Genomic DNA, 20,122 nt, shown 5'->3' with positions numbered 1-20,122 from the left:
CATGAAACTGCTGATTTGCCCGATGAACGGTCCGCGCAACATAGACGAGTTCCAGTCGTTCGGCCCCGTCCGCGCCGAGCCGGATGCGAACCGGACCGCTGATGCCGACTGGTCACGGCATCTGTTCCGCGTCGACAACCGCAGGGGCATCGTGGTCGAGTGGTGGCGGCATGTGCCGAGCAATTACTTTTTCCTGGCCGAGCGCGATCTCGTCACCAATGAAGTCATCCGGACATTCGATCCGTCCGAACGCCGGGGCCAATCATGAACCGGCTGCCCGCGCCCTGGGGAAGCCGAATCGATCGAAGCCGTCCCCTACGCTTCAGCTTCGAAGGCAAGGACTTCGAGGCCTATGCCGGCGACAGCATCGCCAGCGCGCTCGCAGCCTCCGGACAATGGGTGCTGTCGCGTTCCTTCAAATATCATCGGCCGCGCGGCATCCTCTCAATGACCGGCGCCGACGCCAACACGCTGGTGCAATTGCCGTTCGAGCCGAACGTCGCCGCCGACCGCAGGCCGATCAGCGAAGGGCTGCGGGTCAGCGCGCAGAACGTCAACGGCACGCTCGAACGCGACCGCGACGCGATCATCGACAGGCTGGGGCGATTTCTGCCGGTCGGCTTCTACTACCGCACCTTCATGGGGCCGCGCCGCGATAGCTGGCTGAAATTCTGGGAGCCGATGATCCGCCGCAAGGCCGGACTGGGCGTCGTCGACACCACGGCACCGCACCGGCATTTCGACAAGACGCACCTGCACTGCGACATCCTCGTCGTCGGCGCCGGTCCGGCAGGACTAAACGCCGCGATCGCTGCCGCCGAGGCAGGCTCGGATGTCGTGCTTTGCGACGAGAACCCGGAGATTGGCGGATCACTGACCTATGGCCGGCAGGATCCGGCCATGCTTGCCGACCTGTCCTCCAGGCTGCGGGCATTGCCCAATCTGCGCCTGCTGACCGGGACCCTCTGCAATGGATGGTACGAGGACAACTGGCTGCCGCTGATCCAGGGCGACCGGCTCTATCGCACCCGGGCCCGCGCCGTAATCCTGGCCACCGGCTCGATCGAACAGCCTGCCATCTTCCGCAACAACGACCTGCCGGGGATCATGCTTGGCGGCGCGGCTCAGCGCCTGATCCGCCACTACGGCGTACGCCCGGGACAAAAGGCCGTGGTGCTGGCCACCGGCGATGAGGGCTATTGCGTCGCGCTCGATCTGCTCGAGGCTGGCGTTTCGGTCATGCTGGTCGCCGATCCGAGATCCGGCGGCGAGACAGGGCCCTTCGAAGCGGCGCTGCACGGCAAGGGCGTGGCCATCCGCAAGGCCGCGACGATCGAAGCCGCCGAGGGAACAGCGGGAAATCGTCACCTTGCGCGGGTTCGTGTCGGCGGGCGCTGGATCGAGTGCGACCTGCTGGCTGTCTCGGCAGGCAAGGTGCCTGCCTGGCAGCTGCCTTGCCAGGCTGGAGCCAAGGTCGGCTATGACGCCGCCAGCGGATCGATGACGCTCAGCCTGCCAAAAGCGCCGGTCCACCTTGCCGGCTCTGTCGCTGGAGACAGCGATCTGCAGGACGCGATTGCCGGCGGCCGTCGCGCGGCCGTGGCCGCACTTTTGGGGCTCGGCCACGCTGTCGTAGAGGACAAAATATTCACCAGGCCGATGGCCACCAGCCCGCACCATGTGCTGCCGATCGTTGCCGATCCGAAGGGCCGCGACTTCGTCGATTTCGACGAAGATCTGCAGGTCAAGGATCTGCAAAACGCGGTCAAGGAGGGTTATCGCGAGATCGAGCTGGTCAAACGCTTCAGCACCGTCGGCATGGGTCCGAGCCAGGGTCGCCATTCCGCGCTGGCAACAGCCAGGATCGTTGCCGAGGCAACCAACCGCGCGGTCGCCGAAGTCGGCATCACCACTGCCCGCCCGCCGGTCGGACCGGAGACGCTTGGCGTGCTTGCCGGCCACCACGAGCCGCTTGAGCGGCGCACCGCACTGCATGCCAGACACCTGGCGCTCAACGCCGTGATGAAGCCGGTGGGCGCCTGGTGGCGGCCGTATTTCTATGGCGATGCCGGCGCGGCCGAAAAGATGATCCGCGACGAGATCATGGCGGTGCGGCAAGGGGTCGGCCTGCTCGACGTCTCGACGCTCGGCAAGCTGGAGCTGCGCGGGCCGGATGCCGGCGAGTTCCTCGACCGCCTCTACACAATGGCGCATGCCAACCAGCCTGTCGGGCGTGTGCGCTATTGCCTGATGCTCAACGAGATGGGCTCGGTGGTCGACGACGGTGTCGCCTACCGCATGGCGGACGACCGGTTCTATGTGACCGCCACCACGGGTGCGGTGGCGCGTGTCTATGCCGACATGCTGTTCTGGAACGCGCAATGGCGCTTGCGGGTCGATGTCCTCAACCTCACCGGCGCGTTCTGCGGCCTCAATGTCACCGGGCCGAAAGCGAGGGCCGTGCTTGAGGCGCTGGACAGCGACATCGATTTCGGGCGCGAGACATTCCCCTATCTCAGCGGCCGCAAAGGCGTCGTCGCCGGCGTGCCGGTGCGCGTCATGCGGATCGGTTTCACCGGCGAGCTGAGCTACGAACTGCATTGTCCATCCAGCCTCGCACCCGCCCTTTGGGACGCGGTGATGACTGCCGGCAAATCGTACGGCTTGAAGCCTTACGGTCTCGAAGCCTCGCGCATCCTTCGCCTGGAGAAGGGGCACATTCTGATCGGCCAGGACACCGATGCGATCACGACGCCGGACGAGCTCGGCTTTGGCTGGGCGGTCTCGAAGAAGAAGCCGTTCTTCATCGGCAAAAGATCGATCGAGATGCGCGCAAGGCTTGGCCAGTCGCGCAAGCTCGTCGGTCTGCGATTTCCGGCCGATGCGTGCGATCTACCCGGCGAAAGCTGCCTCGTGCTGCGCGGCAATGCTCCTGTCGGACAGATCACCTCGATCGGCTTCTCGCCGACGCTCGGCTGCACCATCGCGCTCGCCTACGTCCATATCGGCGACTCCACGGAAGGGAGCCTGGTGACGGTGAAGTGCCGGAACGGCAATCTGGTCGACGGACCGGTGGTTGCTCACGCTTTCTTCGATCCCGCCAATGCACGGCAGGAGATGTAGATGGCGGCAAGTGCGGTGTTTCCCTTCATGACCGGCGGTGCGGCGGACGGCACGAAGCTGCCCATCGGCGCGGTGAGGCTGAGCAACCTGACGGCCAGTCCGCGTTTTGGCCTTAAGGGTGGCGGCAGCGCCGCCTGGCTCACGGCGCATGGCATCTCCTTGCCTGCAGTCAATCGCATCGGCGCGTATCGCGGCATGCGGATCTTGCGTCTCGGCAACGAGGACATCCTGCTGCTTGCCGAAGGGGCCGGCGAGGCGCTTGCTGAACTCAAAGCCGCTTGGGCGAACGATGTCGGGCCGAAAGGCTATTCGTCATGGCGCGAGGAAGGCTGGGCATGGCTGCGCCTCTCTGGCCCGCATGCGCCGCAAGCGATGTGCCGGCTGTGCGCACTTGATCTCAGAGCCGATATATTCGGTGTCGACGACATTGCGCAAACACGCGTCGGTCACATCGAGGCCGTCACATTCCGCTCGCAATCAGGTTTCGATGTACTGTTCGACGTCACCGCGTCGGCCTACTTCGCCAGGACGGCAGCGGCGGTGGCCAGACACTGCACGGATTTTCTGACCGATACGGAAGGACACACATGACCCGCCCGCAAGGAACCATCGCACCGATCCTGACGCCGTTCGAAAACGACGGCCGCATCGCGCGCGATCTCTGGATATCGCATGCCAAATGGGTGCTGGGCCAGGGCGCGCATTTCCTGTCGCCGTTCGGCACCACCGGCGAGGCGCTGTCGCTGTCCTTGCGCGAGCGCATGCAGGCGTTGGAATGGCTGATCGAGGCCGGCATCTCGCCGAGCCGGTTGATGCCCGGCACCGGCGTCACCGCGCTGCCCGAAACCGTCGAACTGTCGAAGCATGCGGTCGAGCTCGGCTGTGCCGGCGTGATGGTGTTGCCGTCGTTCTTCTACACCGCCGTCGGCGACAACGGCCAGGCGCGCTACTACAGCGAACTGATCGAGCGCGTGGCAAACCCTGCGATGCGGATGATCCTCTACCACATCCCGCAGAATTCCGGTGTTCCGGTGAGCCCCGCTTTGACCGCACGGCTGAGCGAGGCGTTTCCCGAAACCGTCGTCGCCTACAAGGACAGTGCCGGCGACTGGAACAACACGGCGGCGGTGATTGCCGCGGCGCCGAAGGTCGCGGTCTTCCCGAGTTCGGAAGCGCAACTGACCAAGGGCCTTGCCAGCGGAGCGGCAGGCTGCATCTCGGCGACCGTCAACCTCAACGCCGCCGCCATCCGGGCCCTTTACGACGCAACGATCGCAGGACAGGACGTTGCCGAAGCGGATGCCGCAATTAAGGCGTTCCGCAAGATCATCCAGGATGCCGGCCTCATCCCGGCGATGAAGGCCGTTCTGGCGGTGCGCTCCGGCGACCAGCGCTGGCTGAACCTGCGCGCGCCACACGAGAATGCAGCGCTGGAAAGCGGACAAGCGCTGCTTGCCGCGCTGGGCAGTGCCGCCGATCACATCGGTCACGGCTGAGGCCGCGCCATGTCGGCACGCCCAACCGTCATTCTGCACACCGACAAGCCGGCCGGCGCGTTGGCCGTGCTGATGGAGACGCACCCGGACCTCCCGGTCCACCCCTGCGACAGCTACGCTGCGCTTCCCGAGCTCATCGAGCGCGTGGCGGCGGAAGTGGTCTATTCCATCCGCTTTGATGGTACGCCGCGCTACCCACGCCAGGCCCTCGTCGAAAGCCCGACCGTGAAATGGGTGTCCATCGGCGGCTCCGGCACGGATCATCTGGGACGTTGGGATCCGACGCGCGTCACGGTGACCAATTCCGCAGGCGTTGCTGCCGGCATGCTGGCTGAGTACGCACTCGGCGCCATGCTGTCCTTCTCGCTCGACCTGCGCGGCTTTGCGCGCCGCCAGCAGGTGCGGCAATGGGGCGGCGGCCGCGTCGAGCCGATCGAAGGCAAGACTGTGTTGATTATCGGCCTTGGCAAGACCGGCGAGGCCGTCGCCAAAAGGGCGCAGGCGGTGGGTATGCGCACGCTGGGTATCCGCGCACGCCCCAAGCCGATGCCTCGTCTTGACGAGGTGCATGGTCCGGACGCGCTTCTGCCACTCATCGGCCGCGCCGATTTCATCGTCTGCTGCGTGCCTTTGCTGCCGACCACGCGCGGCCTGCTTGGTGAGGCAGCCTTCGCAGCGATCAAGACGTCCGCCGTCCTCATCGACATTTCGCGCGGCGGTGTGGTCGATGAGACCGCGCTGCTCCAAGCTCTCCACGGCAAGACGATCAAGGGCGCCGCGCTGGATGTCTTTGCGACCGAGCCGCTGCCGGCGGAGCATCCGCTGTGGGGCTACGACAATGTCGCCATCACGCCGCATTGCGCGGCGGTCTACGAAGGCTGGGACGTCAAGTCGGTGGGCATGTTCGCCGACAATCTGAAGCGCTACCGCAGCGGCGTGCCGCTGCAGAACGTTGTGAACCCAGAGCGCGGCTATTGAGCCGAGAGGGAAGAGTTTGATGACGCAGGACAGGCGCGGCGGTGGCCGCAGGTTGAGGCTGGAACGCGGCGGCGGCGGTATCGCGCAACTGCCCTGGCAACATGTGGAGAACCCCTACCCACCGATGCAGCTGCTCGACGAAGAGCGGATGGAGCGGCTGCATGACACGTCGATGCGCATCCTGTCGGAACTCGGCATCCGCGTCATGAGCGAGCGGGTGATGGACCTGTTCGCTTCCGCCGGTGCCATCGTCGATCGCGAGGAGAAGATCATCCGCATCGACGAAAGCCTGGTGCGCGAGGCGCTGCGGGCGGTCCCGTCATCCTTCACGCTGACCAGCCGCAATCCGGAAAAACAGGTGCATCTGGGCGGCAATTCGCTGGTCTTCGGACTGGTCGCCGGGCCGCCCAATGTGCATGACCGCATCAACGGCCGCCGCCAGGGCAACCTGCCCGACTACCAGAATTTCATCCGGCTGGCGCACCACTTCAATGCCATCCACATCATCGGCAACCAGGTGGTGGCGCCGATGGAGCTGCCGGCCAATTCCCGCCATCTCGACACCTACTACGCAAACCTGACGCTGAGCGATCTCTCCTTCCACTGCACGGCGATCGGCCGCGTCCGGGCCATGGACGGGATCAACATGATGGCGATCGCACGCGGCATCAGCGTCGAGGCGATGCGCGCCTCGCCTGGCGTGACCACGATCATCTCGATCAACTCACCACGCCTGTTCGACGACGCCATGGCCGAGGGCCTGATCGCGATGGCCGAACATGGCCAGCCGGTGACCGTCACGCCTTTCACGCTGATGGGCGCGATGACGCCGGTGACGCTGGCCGCAGCGCTCTGCCAGCAGAATGCCGAGGCGCTGTTCGGCGTGGTGCTGACCCAACTCGTCAATCCCGGCACGCCGGTGATGTACGGCGCCTTCACCTCGAACGTCGACATGAAGTCGGGCGCGCCGGCCTTCGGCACACCTGAGAACGCCAAGGCCAACATCATCGCCGGGCAATTGGCGCGGCGCTATAATCTCCCCTACCGCACCTCAAATGCGAATGCCTCCAACGTGGTCGATCTGCAGGCCGCCTACGAGACGGAAATGGCGACGTGGGGCGCGGTGCTCGGCGGCGCCAATTTGATCTACCATGCGGCCGGCTGGCTGGAGGGCGGCCTGACGGCTTCCTATGAAAAACTCGTCCTCGACGTCGAGATCCTGCAGAACATGATGGAGTTCCTGCGCCCGCTGCCGTTCCAGGAGGACGATCTGGGCTTCGAGGCCATCAAGTCGGTACCGGCAGGCGGCCATTTCTTCGGCGCTGAGCACACCATGTCGCGCTACACGACCGCCTTCTACCAGCCGATGCTCTCCAACTGGCAAAACCACGGCGCCTGGGAGGAAGCCGGCGGCAAGGATGCCCTCGAACGGGCCACCGAACTCTGGCAGCAGGCCCTGCACGACTACGAAGAACCGGTGATGGACCCCGCGATCCGCGAAGAGCTCGACGCCTATGTCGCGCGCCGCCGCGAGGAGATCGCCGCCAACCCGGAAGGTTAGGACTCCGATGCCCTATGATCTCGTCATCCGCCACGCGACGCTGATCGCCGGCGACGGCGCGAAACCCTTCGAGGCCGACATCGCCGTCACCGGCGACAGGATCACCGCCATCGGTCGGCTGGACGACGCGACTGGCAGCGAGGAAATCGATGCCAGGGGCAAGGTGGTGGCGCCGGGCTTCATCGACGTCCACACCCATGACGACGGCGCGCTTTTGGCGCCACGCGGCATGGACCCGAAGATCAGCCAGGGCGTGACGACGGTGATCGCCGGCAATTGCGGCGTCAGCCTGGCGCCCCTGCTTCTCGACAGGACACCGCCACCGCCCTTCACGCTGGTGGGCGGCCGGGAGAGTTTCCGTTTCGCTCGTTTTGCCGACTATGTCGCTGAGTTGAAAAAGCGCGGCATCGCGACCAACGCGGCCTTGTTGGTCGGCCACACCACTTTGCGCCAACGCTGCATGCCGGTGACCGACCGTCCGGCCAACGAGGCGGAGACGGCGGCGATGCAGGAAGCCGTGGAGCGGGCGATGGCCGAGGGTGCTTTCGGGCTCAGCACCGGCCTCGACTATCCACCGGCGGTCAACTCCTCGACCGAAGAGGTCAAGGCGCTCGCCGCGACGGCGGCAAGCCTCGGCGGCCCGTATGTCACGCATACGCGCAACTATTTCGAGACGATGGAAGAGGCGATCGAGGAAGCCATCGACATCGCCGACCATGCCGGCGGCAAGCTGTTCATCTCACACCACCAATGCACGGGCCACGCCAATTTCGGCAAGAGCCGTCCGTCCCTGGAAAGGATCGACCAAGCGCGCGAAACGATGGACATCGGCATGGATGTCTATCCCTATGCCGCGAGCTCCACGGTGCTGCGGCTGGAGCGGTGCGATACAGGCCTCAAGATCCTCGTCACCTGGTCCGATCCGCATCCGGAGTTGGCCCGGCGTGAGATCGCCGACATCGCGCGCGAATGGAATTGTTCGGAACGCGAGGCGGGCCAGCGCCTGCTGCCGGCAGGTGCCGTCTATTTCCACCTCGACGAAACGGACGTCCGCAACATCATCGCGCATCCGCGCACCATGATCGGCTCGGATGGCCTGCCGCACGACATCCATCCGCATCCGCGGCTGTGGGGGACGTTTCCGCGTGTGCTCGGGCACTATGCCAGGGATGTCGGCCTTTTCAGTCTGGAGGAGGCTGTGTTCCGCATGACCGGCCTGCCCGCGCGGGAATTCGGCATCCAGCAACGTGGCCTGCTGGCGGAAGGCAATTTCGCAGACCTCGTCATCTTCGATCCCGAGACGATCATCGACACCGCCACCTTCGAGCAGCCGCGCCGGCCAGCCGCCGGCATCGAGCAGGTCTTGGTCAATGGCGTATCTGTGTGGCGCGGCGGCAGGGCGACCGGAGCACTGCCTGGCATGGTTCTGAAACCCTCGGCTTCGAAAACGGTTGTCAGAGGCGCGTGCGGCTGCGGCGCCGATCACAGAGCCTCGTAAATCCGGTCGACCGTCTCAAGCGTGTAGACGAACTCCACCGGCCGTGTGCAGCCCCAGCCGCCGAAGGGCTGGCCCGCGAGCGCCTTCAGCGCCTCGGGAAGGCGCAGGATGCCGCCGCCATAGAGCCGGTTGGCCATGTCGAGCATGCCGGTGCGGTGCATGGCGTCGCTCATGCTACCGCAGGCCTCCTTGACCAGCCAGACCCTGAACCCCTGATAGACCGCATCGAACACGCTCTCGGTCACGCAGCTGTCGGTCAGCACGCCGGTCACGATCAGGTTCTCGACCTGGAGCTCGGCAAGCCGTCTTGAAAGGTCGGTGCGGCGAAAGGCGCTCGGCCAGTGCTTGTGGACGACGATGTCGCCGGGCAGCGCCGCCACCTCGGCGCAGATCGCGGCGCCATCGCTGCCGGCCACGGCGGAGCGGAATTCCTCGGTCAGGATCTCTTCCTGCCTTGCATAGCCGTCGCGTTCCTCCGGCTTCACCCAGGCTTGCGCATGGATGACGGGCACGCCGGCTGCGCGGGCGGCTTCGATCAGCGCGGCAGCATTGGCGAGCACCGCGTCATAGCCGATGACCGGCCAGGCGGCACCAGGGCGGTATTCGTTCTGCAGGTCGATGACGAGCAAGGCGGTCGCGGCAAGGTTCATGGCTGTCCCGGGGGGTTGTCGAAGTCGGTGACGAAATGCAAAAGCAGACGGATCGCCTGATCGAGATCGGCGATTTCCATCGCTTCATGCGGGTTGTGGCTGCCGTTCTCGTTGCGCACGAAGATCATGGCGGTCGCAATACCGGCGCCGGCAAAGCTGGCCGCGTCATGCCCCGCTCCGCTCGGCACATGCGGCGCCGGCATTTGCAGCTCGGCGGCGGCGCGGTCCAGCCTCGCGATCAACGCCGGCGACATCGTCGCCGGCTCCCAGGTGAAGCGCGGTCCGGCCTCGAAGCTGACGCCGCGCTTCTTGCCTACTTCTGTGAAAAGCGCGTGCAGCCTTGCCTCGATCCGGTCCAGCACGGCGGCCTCCGCGCTACGCGCATCGAGTGTGAAGCGAAGCTCGCCCAGGACGCGGCTGCCGCCGTGTTGCGCAGGATCCGACTGCACGCGGCCGAAGGTGATGGTGGCTTCATGGCCGTCGCGCTCGAGCGCGTCCCATTCCGCTTCAACGCCGGCGACCAGATCGGCAAAGCCGAGCACGCTGTCATGCCGGGCGAAGCGCGGCTCGGCGCCGGAATGCGCGTAGGCGCCGAGGCAGGTCGCGTCGACATAGCGAAACCCGCCGGCGATCCCGGTGACGATACCGACCGGCGCGCCGGATGCCACAAGGCGTGGTCCCTGCTCGATATGCACTTCGACGAAAGCCGCGATCCGTCCGGCGTCGATGCCCGGCACGCCGCGCCGCACGGCATCAGGGTCGAAACCTTCGTCACGTATGTGATCCGCAAGCGTGCGTCCACTGTCCGACCGCTTCGCCTCCAGCGCTATTGGTTCCAGCAGGCCAAGTGCTGCCTGGCTGCCGGGGTAGGACAGCGGAAACCAGACCGCTTCCTCGGCGCGGGTCGCCAGCACGATCAGGTCGCGCGGCACTTGGATGCCTTGCCCGACCAGTTCGGCCATCACGGCCAGCCCTGCCACCACACCCGCAGCGCCGTCGAAATTGCCGCCATGCGGCACGCTGTCGAGATGCGAGCCGATGACGATCGCCGGCAGGTCTGGGTCGCGGCCTTTCAGCGTCAAATAGAGATTGCCGGCGGCATCGACGCGCGTCGTGGCGCCGAGCTGCTCGGCTTCGTCGCGAATGAGGGCGTGGGCAAAACGCTCGCCGGGCCCATAAGCCGCGCGGGTTACGCCCGGTGGGTCGGCCGTGGCTTGCGCAAGCCTCTCCAGCAGATGCCCGGCCAGGCTGCCGCCGGCCGTGAGTGTGGCATTGCTCATGAAGCTACCTGCCTGGCTTGGGACTCGACGCCGCGCAGCCGGTGCGGCGTGAGATCGTCCATCGAAACGCCCTGCCTAGCGACATCGTCCGGAAAACCCTTGCCGGCGATCAGGCTGGCACAGACCCGCGACAGCGCCGGTGAGGTCTTGATGCCGTAACCGCCCTGCCCGACGAGCCAGACGAAACCCGGCACCTCGTCATCCGGCCCGACCACCGGCGATCCGTCGGCGACGAAGGTCCGCAAGCCCGCCCATGAGCGCGATACACGCTGCACCTCGATCGTGGTCGCCCTTTCGAGACGCTCGGCGCCGATGGCGACGTCGATGTCTTCGGCATAGGCGTCCATCGGCGCTGAGGGCGTCGCATCGGCCGGCGAGACGAACAGCTGCCCTGCATCGGGTTTGAAGTAGAACTCGGCACCGACATCGTTGACCAGCGGCCAATCTGATATGTCGATACCGGCGGGCGCCGGAATGTTGAAGGCGGTGCGGCGCTTCGGCTGCAGGCCGACCGGGCGCACCCCTGCCATGATGGCGACCTCGTCGCCCCAGGCGCCGGCGGCATTGACGAGCATTGGCGCGCGAAAGGTCCCCGCCGGCGTCTCGACCCGCCACTGGCCGCCCTGCCGGTCGATCGCCGTCACGCCGGCATTGGTGACGATGCGCGCGCCGCGCGCGCGGGCGCCGCGCAGATAACCTTGGTGCAGGCCGTTGACGTCGATGTCCATCGAATGCGGTTCGATATAGGCGCCGGCGAGATAGTCCGCGCGCAGCACCGGTACGCGGGCGATCGCTTCGGCCGACGTCATGGCGACGATGGAGGGCACAAGCGCCTGCGCGACCGCCAGATCCTCCCGCAGGAGATCGATCTGATCGGCGCGGGCCACGGTGATCATGCCGCGCTTGCCAAGCAGCGGGTAATCGGTGAAGCCAGCCGGCGGCTCGGTCAGGAAAGACCGGCTGGCAAGCACGATCCGGCGGATGATGCCGTTGCCGTAGTTTTCGGTAAAGCTCGCGGCCGAGCGCCCGGTCGTGTGGTAGCCGCAATGGCTTTCCCGCTCGAGCAGCACCACCTTTGCGGAGCGGGATATCTCGAAGGCCGCACCGGCACCGGCCATGCCGCCGCCGATAATGATGACGTCCGTTTCCTCGGCGGCATTCATCTCGACCCATCCATCAACATGATTGCCCGGCCTTCGCGCGGCACGGCAGGCGGCTCACCCAGGCGTCCGCGCCGCGCGCGGTCGCGAGCGCCGCGCCCCTCGGCCAGATTCTCCGCCAGCGAATTTTGCGCGGCGCAATCTGCAAGCGCGAGATCGGTGACAAAGGGCACCGGCCTGCCGGCGATCGCCATGCCTTTCAGCCGCGCCCAGACGGCGCGCCGCTTGCGCACCTGATGCGACTGCAACTCACTGATCTCGGCAAAGCCGGTCTCGCGCTTGATCTCCAGCGCACCGGCTTCGACCGCCGCGTCGAACAGCTCGAGGCCGCGCCTGGTGCGCACGACGACCCCGTTGAGTGGTTCGTCCTCGACGGCCGGTCCGCCATTCAGCCAGGCATCAGACACGGCAATGTCCGCCACCTGGCCGATCGCGTCCGGACAGATCTTGCAGCGCGGCTGGATCATCCATTTGTCCTCGTCCTCCCACAGCTGCCGATAGGTGAGTTCGAAGGTGCGGCCGTCCCTGGTTTCGATCCGGTTGAGGCCGGGATTGCCATGGCCGCGATAGCGAAACAGCGCGAGCTCGTCCTCGCTGAGGCCAAAACGCTGCAGCACCTGTTCGGACTTCGTCAGGTCCGATGCGCCGCCGCAGACGAAGGCCAAAGCATAGCGCATGTACCGGTCGACGCGGGGATCGATCCGCGCCAAATTGCGCACGGCGCTGATGTCGCAAGGCTTGGCGATCAGCGCGAAGGGTTCGCCGCGATCGAGGATTTCGCCGAAATCCACCAAGGTCGCAGCCGGCCCATAGCGAGAGCCGGCGCCCTCAAGCATCGAAGCGGCATCGAAGCTCAGTCGCCTTTCGCTGCGCATCGGCTGGGACTGCGATGCCGCGACATGCAGCACGAATTTGACGCGCCCGGAGCTCAGCAGGAACTGGCCGAGCGCCGTCAGCACCCCGCCGCCGGAACCGATAAACCGCACGGTCGGGTTTTTCGCGCGGCCAAGCACGAGCTGTTCGGCAGGCCCCCAAACGGTATCCGTCAAAGTGGCTTCCCTCATATGCGCCAGCGGCGGACCGGCGATGCGCGTTCCCGGGCAGACGGCGTTGATCCGCTGCAGCGTCGGTCTGTCCAGCGCCTGCATCGCCACCGGCCGCTCGCGCCCTTCCGGCGTCATCACCATCTCGACCTTGCCGGGACCGGCGATCGAACGGCAGAGCCCGCAACCGATGCAGAGACCGTTTTCGACGATCTCGCCGAGCGACAGCGGCTCGGTCGCGGGCGGCGCCGTGTCCTGGCTGGTTTCGCTGGGGGCCATCACGTTTCGATCTCAGGCCGGTTCCGAAATGCGCCGGTACTGGTCGGGGCGGCGATAGAGCGCGAAGTTGAAATTCACCTTCCGGCAGGTCTCGATCAGGTCGAGATCGGCGCGGTGGACGATGGCCTCGTCGTCGAGCGACATCGCCTGCGCGGCGATCTCGCCGGTCGGCGCGATGATGCAGGACCCGCCGATCAGTGCCTGGCCGTCTTCGAGCCCCGCCTTGGCGGCCGCCGCCACCCACAGCGTGTTCTGGTAGGCACCGGCCTGCATCGGCAGATGGTTGTGGAACATTCTGAGATGCGCCAGCGCCGGCGCCTCGTCGAGCAGCAGCGGCGTGTTGTAGCCGAGCAGGGCCACCTCGGCGCCATTGAGGCAAAGCATGCGGTAGGTTTCCGGCCAGCGGCGATCGTTGCAGATCGCCATGCCGACACGCACGCCGCGATAGTCGAAGACCGGAAAGCCGAGATTGCCCGGTTCGAAATAGCGACGTTCGAGATGCGTGGTGATGCCTTCCTCCGGCTCGCTCGACCCCGGCACATGCATCTTGCGGTAGCGGCCGATGAACCGCCCGTCCGGGCCGACAAGGTCCATGGTGTTGAAATGGCGCGTGCGGCCGTCTTCCCTTGCGATCTCGCAATAGCCGACCGCGAAGCCGATCTTGAGGCGGGCGGCGGCATCATAGAGGCGTCGCGTTTCGGGCCCCGGCATTGCGCTTTCGAAAAAGGCGTCGATCTCCGCCTGATCGTCGATGCGCCAGCGCGGGAAGAAAGTGGTCAGCGCCATCTCGGGGAACACGGCAATCTCCGCCCCGGCGGCAGCGGACTGTTCCAGCAAGTGGATGAGGCGATCGACCGTCTCGCTCCGCGTCGCACTGCGCTGGATTGGCCCGGTCTGGGCGACCGCGATAGTCAGGCATCGAGCCACGGCATCGTCTCCTCGACTGGTTTTCCCGAGCGGGCCGGATCGGCGGCGCTGCGCTCCACGAACTGTCCGAACCCCGGCTGCACCTGGAGTTCGCCGTCGGCGACAACCGGCACGCCGCGCACCAGCACAGTGGTCGGCTTGCCCGTCACGCTCCTGCCCTCATAGGGCGTGAAGTCGACACGCGAATGCAGCGCCCGGTGCCCGAGCGTCCAGGTCACTGTCGGATCCCACAGCGCCAGATCGGCATCGAGGCCGACCGCTATGCGCCCCTTGGCATGGGCCAGGCCATAGATCGCGGCCGCGTTGCGCGAGGTGAGATCGAGATAGCGCTCGAGCGTCAGGCGGCCGCTCAGCAGTCCCTCCGAGAAGAGCAGCGGCAGACGAGTCTCGATGCCGGGAATGCCGCTCAGCGTGGTGGTGAAGTCGGGTGTCTGCGACCGAGCGATCTTGTCGGCGAAGAAATAGGGCGAATGGTCCGACGACCACAGGTCGATGCCGCCATCGATCAGCGCCTGCCACAGATGCCGATGGCTGCGCGGCGAACGCGGCGGCGGCGAAAAGACGAAGCGCGCCGCATCAAGGGCCGGCCGGTCGAGGTCGGCGGCGCCGATGAACAGATATTGCGGGCAGGTCTCGGCGATCGCATCCACACCACGAGCTCGCGCCCGCGCCACCTCCTCGGCCGACTGCCAGGAGGAGACGTGGACGATGGTCATGCGCGCGCCGGTCATTTCGGCGAAGGCCAACGCACGATGCGTTGCCTCCCGCTCCATCGTCTCGCTATGGGCAACGACATGGTAGCGGATATCGGTGCGGCCGAGATCGATCAGGCGCTGCCGCGTGCGCCTTATGGCGGCGTCGTTCTCGGCATGGACCATGACGATCCAGCCAAGCCTATGGGCAGCATCGAGCACCCTGAAGAACAGATCGTCGTCGACGGCAAAGCCCTGATAGGTCATGAACAGCTTGACCGACGCGATACCGCGGCCGGCGAGCAGCGAGAGCTGTTGCTCGACATCCGGGCCGGTGCCCATGGTCACCACCGCGTGCAGCCCGTAATCGATCACCGCGCGCCCTGTGGCACGGTCGAGCGCTCGATCGATGGCGGCGACGGTGCTCATCTCTGGACCCGGCATGCCGAACGGGACGATGCATGTCGTGCCACCGAAGGCAGCCGAGATGGTGCCGGATTCGAAATCATCCGCATTGCCGGCCCCGCCCCAGACCGGCTGGTCGAGATGGCAATGGGCATCGATGCCGCCCGGCATGACCCAACGACCGCCGGCGCCGATCAAGGATTTGCCGGCCAGGCCCGTCCCGATGGCGGCGATGCGGCCGTCGTCGATGGCGATATCGCATTCGGCCCAACCGTCGTCGAGGGCCACGCGTCCGCCTTTGATCACCAGCTCATGCATTCGGTTTGCCCACCCCAATCGGCGTCAGCCGACCGCCGCCGTCACCATGATCTCGACGCGATACTGGTCGCCGGCAAGCCGCGCCTCCACCGTCGCGCGCACCGGCATGGCGCTGCGGTCGATCCAGGCATCCCAAGCCGTATTCATCATGTCGAAGTCGGCGATGTCGCGCAGCCAGATCTGGGCGCTCAGGAGTTTCGACTTGTCGCTGCCGGCCTTGGCCAGAAGCGCATCGATCTTGGCGAATATCTGCTTGGTCTGCGCGGCGGTGTCGCTTGAAAGGTCGTCCGCCGTCAGGCCGGAGACATAAACGGTGCCGTTATGGCGCAGCACCCGGCAAAAGCGTTGTCCGTTCTCAAGACGTTCGATCGTCATCTGCGGGTCCCCTCTCGATCTTTGGCAGGCGACCTATCGTAGGGAGCGCACAAAAGGACTGTAAAGCCTTTCGCAGGGCGCAACGCCGTTTTCCGCCGCCGGGATGGCCAAAAAAAATGACGCCATAGCCGTGTCAATCTTCGCTTGCAGCAGGCATGACTGGGTGTAGCTTCTGTCTGGGAGAGCAGACGCCGGCCAGCGGGACTGCAAAGGGGAGCCGTCGCAATGCATATGAATCCGGCGTCGGTCATTGATCCTGCTTGCGATCTCCGGCGCCCGTCCTAGCCGGCCGACGGCGGCATTCATGGGGTCGATCGCTCAATCCGCGATGCGCTTGTGGCGGAACGCCGAGCGCTCCCGCGCCACGTTGCCGATGATGGCGAGCGTCTGTCTCGCCTGCATCGGCAGCGCCATGCTGACGACAGCGGTGTCGTTCCACCTCGGCAAAGCCGGCGTCGATCCCGGAACCGTGCAGATCGTGCTGACCGCCTATCCGGCCGGTTTCCTGATCGGATGCCTGATGACGCGTCCATTGGTCACCCACTACGGCCATGAGCGGACATTCCTGCTCGTCCTGGCAACCGCGCTGCTGTCGGCCCTGGGCTTCGTCGTGACCGACTTCATGCCGGCATGGTTCTGCTTGCGGCTGCTCGGCGGCATGTCGATGGCCTCGATGTTCGTCGTCTGCGAGAGCTGGATCAATCTCTATGCCGAACAGCACAATCGCGGCTCGCTGTTCGCGCTCTACATGCTGACGACGGCGATTGCCGTGCTGCTTGGCCAGGTCCTGGTGGCGATGGTCGGTCCGCAATCTCCGCATCTGTTTCTGGTCGCGATGGCGACGGTGCTTGTGGCCTTTGCGCCCAACTTCGCCGGGCTGCGCTGGCCGGCGCTGCCTTCGGTGCCAAGCGATCCGGCGCGCGCGCCCGGAGGCAAGGCAGACAGGCGGCTGGGGCCGCTGGCGCTCTTCAGGCTGGCGCCGGTGACGGTCGTGGCGATTTTCCAGGGCGGCATTACCAACATGAACGTCTTCGTGCTGACGCCTCTTTACGGAACGCAGATCGGCCTGTCGGCGGCGGCCACGGTCTGGCTGGTGACCACGATAAGCATTGCCGGAATGGTGGCGCAGGCCCCGGTCGGCTGGCTTTCTGACCGTTTCGACCGCCGCCTGATACTGCTGGTGCAAGGGCTGGTGTCGGTGACGGCCTGCGCCTTGATCGCCTGGGGCGGCACTTTGTCGGTGCCTCTGCTCTTCGTGCTGTTCTTCATCTATGGCGCCACGGCGCTGACGATCTATCCGGTGGCGATGGCCTTCGGCGCATCGCAGCTTCATAGCCGGCACATGGTCGCCGCCTCCGGCACGCTGCTCCTGCTCTACTCGATCGGCAATGTGGCAACGCCGGGCGTCGCCGCAGGGTTGATGGCGCATCTTGGACCTCCCGCCATGTTCCTGCTGCTCGGCGGCGGCGCTGCCCTGGTCACGTTGGCCGCCTGCTACAATCTTCTGCGCCGGCCGGTCACGGCGCCGGTCATGCAACGTATCGAGGAACGGGTTTGAGGAGGCCGCGATGAACCGTCTCGAAGGCAGCGCTGTCCTCATAGCAGGCGCCGCAAGCGGCATTGGCGCGGCCATTGCCCGGCGCTGCGTCGCGGAAGGCGCCGGCGTGATCTGCGCCGATTATGAGCTGGAGGCGGCGCAAGCCCTTGCCGATGAGCTCGGCGCCGCCGCTTCCGCCTGCGGCTGCGATGTGACCGATGCGGAGCAGGCACGCAGCGCCGTCGACATCGCAAGGCAGCGCTTCGGCCGGCTGGACGGACTGGTGCACAACGCCGCCGCGCCATCGACCAATGCCACCGTCGTCGAGCTCGACGAACGGTCCTGGCGCCGCGAACTCGACGTCAGCCTGACCGGTGCGTTCCTGATGAGCAAGTTCGCGGTGCCGTTGATCGCGGCGGGTGGCGGCGGCTCGGTGGTGTTCATCGGCTCGCAGTTTGGACGCGTCGCCACCGCCAATGCCGTCGCCTATTGCGCCGCCAAGGCGGGGCTGATCCATCTCGCCAAGGCGATGGCGGTCGACCACGCGCCGGACAAGGTGCGCGTCAACAGCCTGTCGCCGGGCGCGGTGGCGACAGCGCGCCTGCTGCGCAGATTTCCGGACTTCGAGGCCGCCAATGCGGGCCTTGGCCCCGCCCATCTGCTCGGCCGCATCGCAGAGCCGGATGAGATCGCCGCGGCGGCCGCTTTCCTTTTGTCATCGGACGCATCCTTCGTCACCGGATCCGACATGCTCGTGGACGGCGGCTATGCAACGCGCTGACCCTGTTCGCTCAACTTCAAAGGAGTTCGCATGACACTGCTCGTCACCGGAGGCACCGGCTTTGTCATGAGCGTGGTCGCACGCGCATGGCTGGATCGTGATCCGCAAGCCCGTGCCGTGATCCTCGACCGGTCCGGCCTCGACGCGGCGGCCGAAAAGCATTTTGCCCCGGTGCGCGACCGGCTCACGGTGATCGCCGCCGATGTCCTCGACCCGAAGGCTTGGTCGGTTACTCTCGACAGGCAAGGCATCACGGCAATCGTGCATGGCGCGACGATCACGCCGATTTCGCGCGGCAGCGTTTCGGAGGCAAAACGCCAGCCGGAGGCTGAAGACCCGGCCCGCATCGTCGACGTCAATCTCATGGGCACCGTACGGATGCTTGACTGGGCGCGCGCGCGACCGGGTCTCAAGCGCTTCGTCTATGTCAGCTCCGGATCCGTCTACCGCCACAATGGCCCCGACTGGAGCAGCGAGCCGTTGCCTGAAGACGGCTATGTCGCGCCGCTGACGCTCTACGGCATCTCGAAATTCGCCTCCGAGATGGTCACCAACCGCTATGCCGACCTGTTCGGCCTGTCGGCGGTCTCGGTGCGGCTTGCTTCGGTCTACGGCCCGATGGACCGCGCCACCGAGAGCCGCAACTTTCGTCATGTTCCCAACCGCGTCGCGCATATGGCCCTGGCTGGCGAGACGATCAGGCCGAACAGTCTTGAGCCGGTCGGCGACTACACCGCCTCGTCCGACGTTGCCGCCGCGATCCTCGCGCTGATCGATGCACCGCGCCTCAATTACCGCCACTACAACATCGGCTCCGGCTCCAGCCAGACCATCGGCGAGATCATCGGCTGGGCAAGGGAACGCGTGCCCGGACTGAAAGTCGAGGTGACATCGGGAGATGACGCCAACATCGTCCAGGACGTGAGACTGAAAGGCGGCATGTGGGGCGCCTATGACATCGCCCGCATCCTGCGCGACACCGCATGGCGGCCGCGTCCCGGCAAGGAAGCGTTCCATGCCTACATGGACTGGATCGCCGCCAACGAAACGAGCTGAGAGGAATTTGCCATGACGCCGAGCGCTGCCTCGCAACCGGCCCAGCCGCGCGACTTCGTCGGCTATGGTCCGCGCCCACCCTTCATGACCTGGCCCGGCGGCGTCAAGCTCGCCATCAACCTCGTGCTCAACTACGAGGAGGGCTCGGAATATTCCTGGCCCGAAGACGGCCGCAACGACAATTGGGGCGAATACAATCTCACCTCGAGCCCGCCGGTGCGCGACCTCGGCACCGAGACGCATTTCGAATATGGCAGCCGCGCCGGTGTCTGGCGCCTGGCGCGACTCTTCGATCGCTACGACATCCCGATCACCATCTCCGCTTGCGCGGTGGCGCTGGAGCGCAACCCGCCCTTCGTCGAATGGATGAAGACGCGACGGCACGATCTGCTCGGCCACGGCCTGCGTTGGATCGATTATACGACCATGGAGCGCAGCGAGGAAAGGCGCCAGCTGCATGAAGCGATCGCGCTCTACGAGAAACTGCTGGGGAGGCGGCCCCTCGGCTGGAACTGCCGCTCGCTGCCTAGCGTCAACACGCGCGATCTGCTCGTCGAGGAAGGGGGCTTCCTCTACCACTCCGATCCCTGCAACGATGACCTGCCTTATTTCGTCGACCATCGGGGCACGGAAATCCTGGTCGTGCCCTATTCCAAGACGCTCAACGACAGCCGCTATCTGGTGGCGCCGGGCTACAGCAATCCGCGCGACTTCGCCGAGGATTGCCGCTCGGCGATCGACTACATGCTCGACGAGGCCGATGAGACCGGCGGCCGCATGCTGACTATCGGCATCCATGCGCGCTGGATGGGCCAACCCAACCGGGCCTCCGGGCTGCGCGAGGTGATCGAGCACGTGAAGAAAAAGCCAGTCGCTGCCTTTGTGCGCCGCCAAGACATTGCCCGATTCTGGCTGGAGAACCATGCCGGCTTCGAGCGGCGCGGCTGACGGAAGCAAGACGAC

At 65.9% G+C, this 20,122-nt stretch carries 18 protein-coding genes; 11 read left to right on the top strand and 7 right to left on the bottom strand.

Annotation, left to right across the window (positions count from 1 at the left end; all coding sequences use genetic code 11):
• Position 1: 1 nt before the first annotated feature.
• From AC0L3E_RS02450 to AC0L3E_RS02420, 7 genes are read left to right on the top strand one after another with little or no spacing between them, the layout of a single operon-like run.
• The gene (locus tag AC0L3E_RS02450) at positions 2-268 is read left to right on the top strand and encodes a sarcosine oxidase subunit delta (RefSeq protein WP_128306925.1); all 267 of its coding nucleotides are present in this window, start codon (positions 2-4) and stop codon (positions 266-268) included.
• Positions 265-3,123, top strand: coding sequence for a 2Fe-2S iron-sulfur cluster-binding protein (locus AC0L3E_RS02445; RefSeq protein WP_128306924.1), 2,859 nt, complete (start codon positions 265-267; stop codon positions 3,121-3,123). Before AC0L3E_RS02450 ends, AC0L3E_RS02445 begins: the two co-directional genes overlap by 4 nt.
• Positions 3,124-3,714 (top strand): aminomethyltransferase family protein, encoded by a 591-nt coding sequence (locus tag AC0L3E_RS02440; protein WP_128306923.1) that lies wholly within the window; start codon positions 3,124-3,126, stop codon positions 3,712-3,714.
• Complete coding sequence (locus AC0L3E_RS02435; RefSeq protein WP_127326361.1) at positions 3,711-4,619, top strand: dihydrodipicolinate synthase family protein; 909 nt, start codon at positions 3,711-3,713, stop codon at positions 4,617-4,619. The genes AC0L3E_RS02440 and AC0L3E_RS02435 overlap by 4 nt, the downstream gene beginning before the upstream one ends.
• A gap of 9 nt (positions 4,620-4,628) precedes the next feature.
• A complete protein-coding gene (locus AC0L3E_RS02430; RefSeq protein ID WP_473604164.1) occupies positions 4,629-5,597 on the top strand; it encodes a D-2-hydroxyacid dehydrogenase in 969 nt (322 codons plus the stop codon).
• 19 nt (positions 5,598-5,616) lie between these two features.
• The gene (locus tag AC0L3E_RS02425) at positions 5,617-7,158 is read left to right on the top strand and encodes a trimethylamine methyltransferase family protein (protein ID WP_473604163.1); all 1,542 of its coding nucleotides are present in this window, start codon (positions 5,617-5,619) and stop codon (positions 7,156-7,158) included.
• Between the two features lie 7 nt (positions 7,159-7,165).
• Positions 7,166-8,656: an N-acyl-D-amino-acid deacylase family protein gene (locus tag AC0L3E_RS02420; protein ID WP_473604162.1), complete on the top strand. Its 1,491-nt coding sequence runs from the start codon at positions 7,166-7,168 to the stop codon at positions 8,654-8,656.
• Here the strand turns inward: AC0L3E_RS02420 and AC0L3E_RS02415 are convergent.
• From AC0L3E_RS02415 to AC0L3E_RS02385, 7 genes are read right to left on the bottom strand one after another with little or no spacing between them, the layout of a single operon-like run.
• The gene (locus AC0L3E_RS02415) at positions 8,641-9,306 is read right to left on the bottom strand and encodes a cysteine hydrolase family protein (protein ID WP_473604161.1); all 666 of its coding nucleotides are present in this window, start codon (positions 9,304-9,306) and stop codon (positions 8,641-8,643) included. The genes AC0L3E_RS02420 and AC0L3E_RS02415 overlap by 16 nt on opposite strands.
• A complete protein-coding gene (locus AC0L3E_RS02410) occupies positions 9,303-10,586 on the bottom strand; it encodes a Zn-dependent hydrolase (protein WP_127326356.1) in 1,284 nt (427 codons plus the stop codon). Before AC0L3E_RS02410 ends, AC0L3E_RS02415 begins: the two co-directional genes overlap by 4 nt.
• Positions 10,583-11,749: an NAD(P)/FAD-dependent oxidoreductase gene (locus tag AC0L3E_RS02405; protein ID WP_127326355.1), complete on the bottom strand. Its 1,167-nt coding sequence runs from the start codon at positions 11,747-11,749 to the stop codon at positions 10,583-10,585. Before AC0L3E_RS02405 ends, AC0L3E_RS02410 begins: the two co-directional genes overlap by 4 nt.
• The gene (locus AC0L3E_RS02400) at positions 11,746-13,068 is read right to left on the bottom strand and encodes a Coenzyme F420 hydrogenase/dehydrogenase, beta subunit C-terminal domain (protein ID WP_128306920.1); all 1,323 of its coding nucleotides are present in this window, start codon (positions 13,066-13,068) and stop codon (positions 11,746-11,748) included. Before AC0L3E_RS02400 ends, AC0L3E_RS02405 begins: the two co-directional genes overlap by 4 nt.
• 12 nt (positions 13,069-13,080) lie before the next feature.
• The gene (locus AC0L3E_RS02395; RefSeq protein WP_127326353.1) at positions 13,081-13,995 is read right to left on the bottom strand and encodes a nitrilase-related carbon-nitrogen hydrolase; all 915 of its coding nucleotides are present in this window, start codon (positions 13,993-13,995) and stop codon (positions 13,081-13,083) included.
• Positions 13,980-15,410 (bottom strand): dihydropyrimidinase, encoded by a 1,431-nt coding sequence (gene hydA / locus AC0L3E_RS02390; protein ID WP_127326352.1) that lies wholly within the window; start codon positions 15,408-15,410, stop codon positions 13,980-13,982. The genes AC0L3E_RS02395 and hydA overlap by 16 nt, the downstream gene beginning before the upstream one ends.
• Before the next feature lie 24 nt (positions 15,411-15,434).
• The gene (locus AC0L3E_RS02385) at positions 15,435-15,785 is read right to left on the bottom strand and encodes a RidA family protein (RefSeq protein ID WP_127326351.1); all 351 of its coding nucleotides are present in this window, start codon (positions 15,783-15,785) and stop codon (positions 15,435-15,437) included.
• 304 nt (positions 15,786-16,089) lie between these two features.
• Here AC0L3E_RS02385 and AC0L3E_RS02380 point away from each other — a divergent pair, with 304 nt between their 5' ends.
• Genes AC0L3E_RS02380 through AC0L3E_RS02365 form a run of 4 tightly spaced genes read left to right on the top strand, consistent with a single transcriptional unit; the run spans position 16,090 to position 20,107 of the window.
• Positions 16,090-17,343 carry an MFS transporter gene (locus AC0L3E_RS02380; protein ID WP_473604159.1) on the top strand — a complete coding sequence of 418 codons (1,254 nt, stop codon included), beginning with the start codon at positions 16,090-16,092 and terminating at the stop codon, positions 17,341-17,343.
• Between the two features lie 10 nt (positions 17,344-17,353).
• Positions 17,354-18,103 (top strand): SDR family NAD(P)-dependent oxidoreductase, encoded by a 750-nt coding sequence (locus AC0L3E_RS02375; protein ID WP_127326349.1) that lies wholly within the window; start codon positions 17,354-17,356, stop codon positions 18,101-18,103.
• A gap of 30 nt (positions 18,104-18,133) precedes the next feature.
• Positions 18,134-19,159 carry an NAD-dependent epimerase/dehydratase family protein gene (locus tag AC0L3E_RS02370; RefSeq protein WP_128306919.1) on the top strand — a complete coding sequence of 342 codons (1,026 nt, stop codon included), beginning with the start codon at positions 18,134-18,136 and terminating at the stop codon, positions 19,157-19,159.
• 12 nt (positions 19,160-19,171) lie between these two features.
• On the top strand, positions 19,172-20,107 hold the full coding sequence (locus AC0L3E_RS02365; RefSeq protein ID WP_128306918.1) for a polysaccharide deacetylase family protein: 936 nt from the start codon (positions 19,172-19,174) through the stop codon (positions 20,105-20,107).
• The last annotated feature ends 15 nt before the right edge of the window (positions 20,108-20,122 follow it).

This window comes from Mesorhizobium sp. WSM4822, assembly GCF_055811155.1.
The sequence above is the reverse complement of the archived record's forward strand: the minus strand, read 5'-3'. Positions and strand labels throughout refer to the sequence as shown.

Excerpts from the sequence above, each read along its gene's own strand:
- AC0L3E_RS02405 (WP_127326355.1), bottom strand. The coding sequence starts at position 11,749 with ATGAATGCCGCCGAGGAAACGGACGTCATCATTATCGGCGGCGGCATG.
- hydA (WP_127326352.1), bottom strand. The coding sequence starts at position 15,410 with ATGCATGAGCTGGTGATCAAAGGCGGACGCGTGGCCCTCGACGACGGT.
- AC0L3E_RS02385 (WP_127326351.1), bottom strand. The coding sequence starts at position 15,785 with ATGACGATCGAACGTCTTGAGAACGGACAACGCTTTTGCCGGGTGCTG.
- AC0L3E_RS02430 (WP_473604164.1), top strand. The coding sequence starts at position 4,629 with ATGTCGGCACGCCCAACCGTCATTCTGCACACCGACAAGCCGGCCGGC.
- AC0L3E_RS02370 (WP_128306919.1), top strand. The coding sequence starts at position 18,134 with ATGACACTGCTCGTCACCGGAGGCACCGGCTTTGTCATGAGCGTGGTC.
- AC0L3E_RS02415 (WP_473604161.1), bottom strand. The coding sequence starts at position 9,306 with ATGAACCTTGCCGCGACCGCCTTGCTCGTCATCGACCTGCAGAACGAA.
- AC0L3E_RS02410 (WP_127326356.1), bottom strand. The coding sequence starts at position 10,586 with ATGAGCAATGCCACACTCACGGCCGGCGGCAGCCTGGCCGGGCATCTG.
- AC0L3E_RS02445 (WP_128306924.1), top strand. The coding sequence starts at position 265 with ATGAACCGGCTGCCCGCGCCCTGGGGAAGCCGAATCGATCGAAGCCGT.
- AC0L3E_RS02420 (WP_473604162.1), top strand. The coding sequence starts at position 7,166 with ATGCCCTATGATCTCGTCATCCGCCACGCGACGCTGATCGCCGGCGAC.
- AC0L3E_RS02380 (WP_473604159.1), top strand. The coding sequence starts at position 16,090 with ATGGGGTCGATCGCTCAATCCGCGATGCGCTTGTGGCGGAACGCCGAG.
- AC0L3E_RS02400 (WP_128306920.1), bottom strand. The coding sequence starts at position 13,068 with ATGGCCCCCAGCGAAACCAGCCAGGACACGGCGCCGCCCGCGACCGAG.
- AC0L3E_RS02365 (WP_128306918.1), top strand. The coding sequence starts at position 19,172 with ATGACGCCGAGCGCTGCCTCGCAACCGGCCCAGCCGCGCGACTTCGTC.
- AC0L3E_RS02425 (WP_473604163.1), top strand. The coding sequence starts at position 5,617 with ATGACGCAGGACAGGCGCGGCGGTGGCCGCAGGTTGAGGCTGGAACGC.
- AC0L3E_RS02375 (WP_127326349.1), top strand. The coding sequence starts at position 17,354 with ATGAACCGTCTCGAAGGCAGCGCTGTCCTCATAGCAGGCGCCGCAAGC.
- AC0L3E_RS02440 (WP_128306923.1), top strand. The coding sequence starts at position 3,124 with ATGGCGGCAAGTGCGGTGTTTCCCTTCATGACCGGCGGTGCGGCGGAC.
- AC0L3E_RS02450 (WP_128306925.1), top strand. The coding sequence starts at position 2 with ATGAAACTGCTGATTTGCCCGATGAACGGTCCGCGCAACATAGACGAG.
- AC0L3E_RS02435 (WP_127326361.1), top strand. The coding sequence starts at position 3,711 with ATGACCCGCCCGCAAGGAACCATCGCACCGATCCTGACGCCGTTCGAA.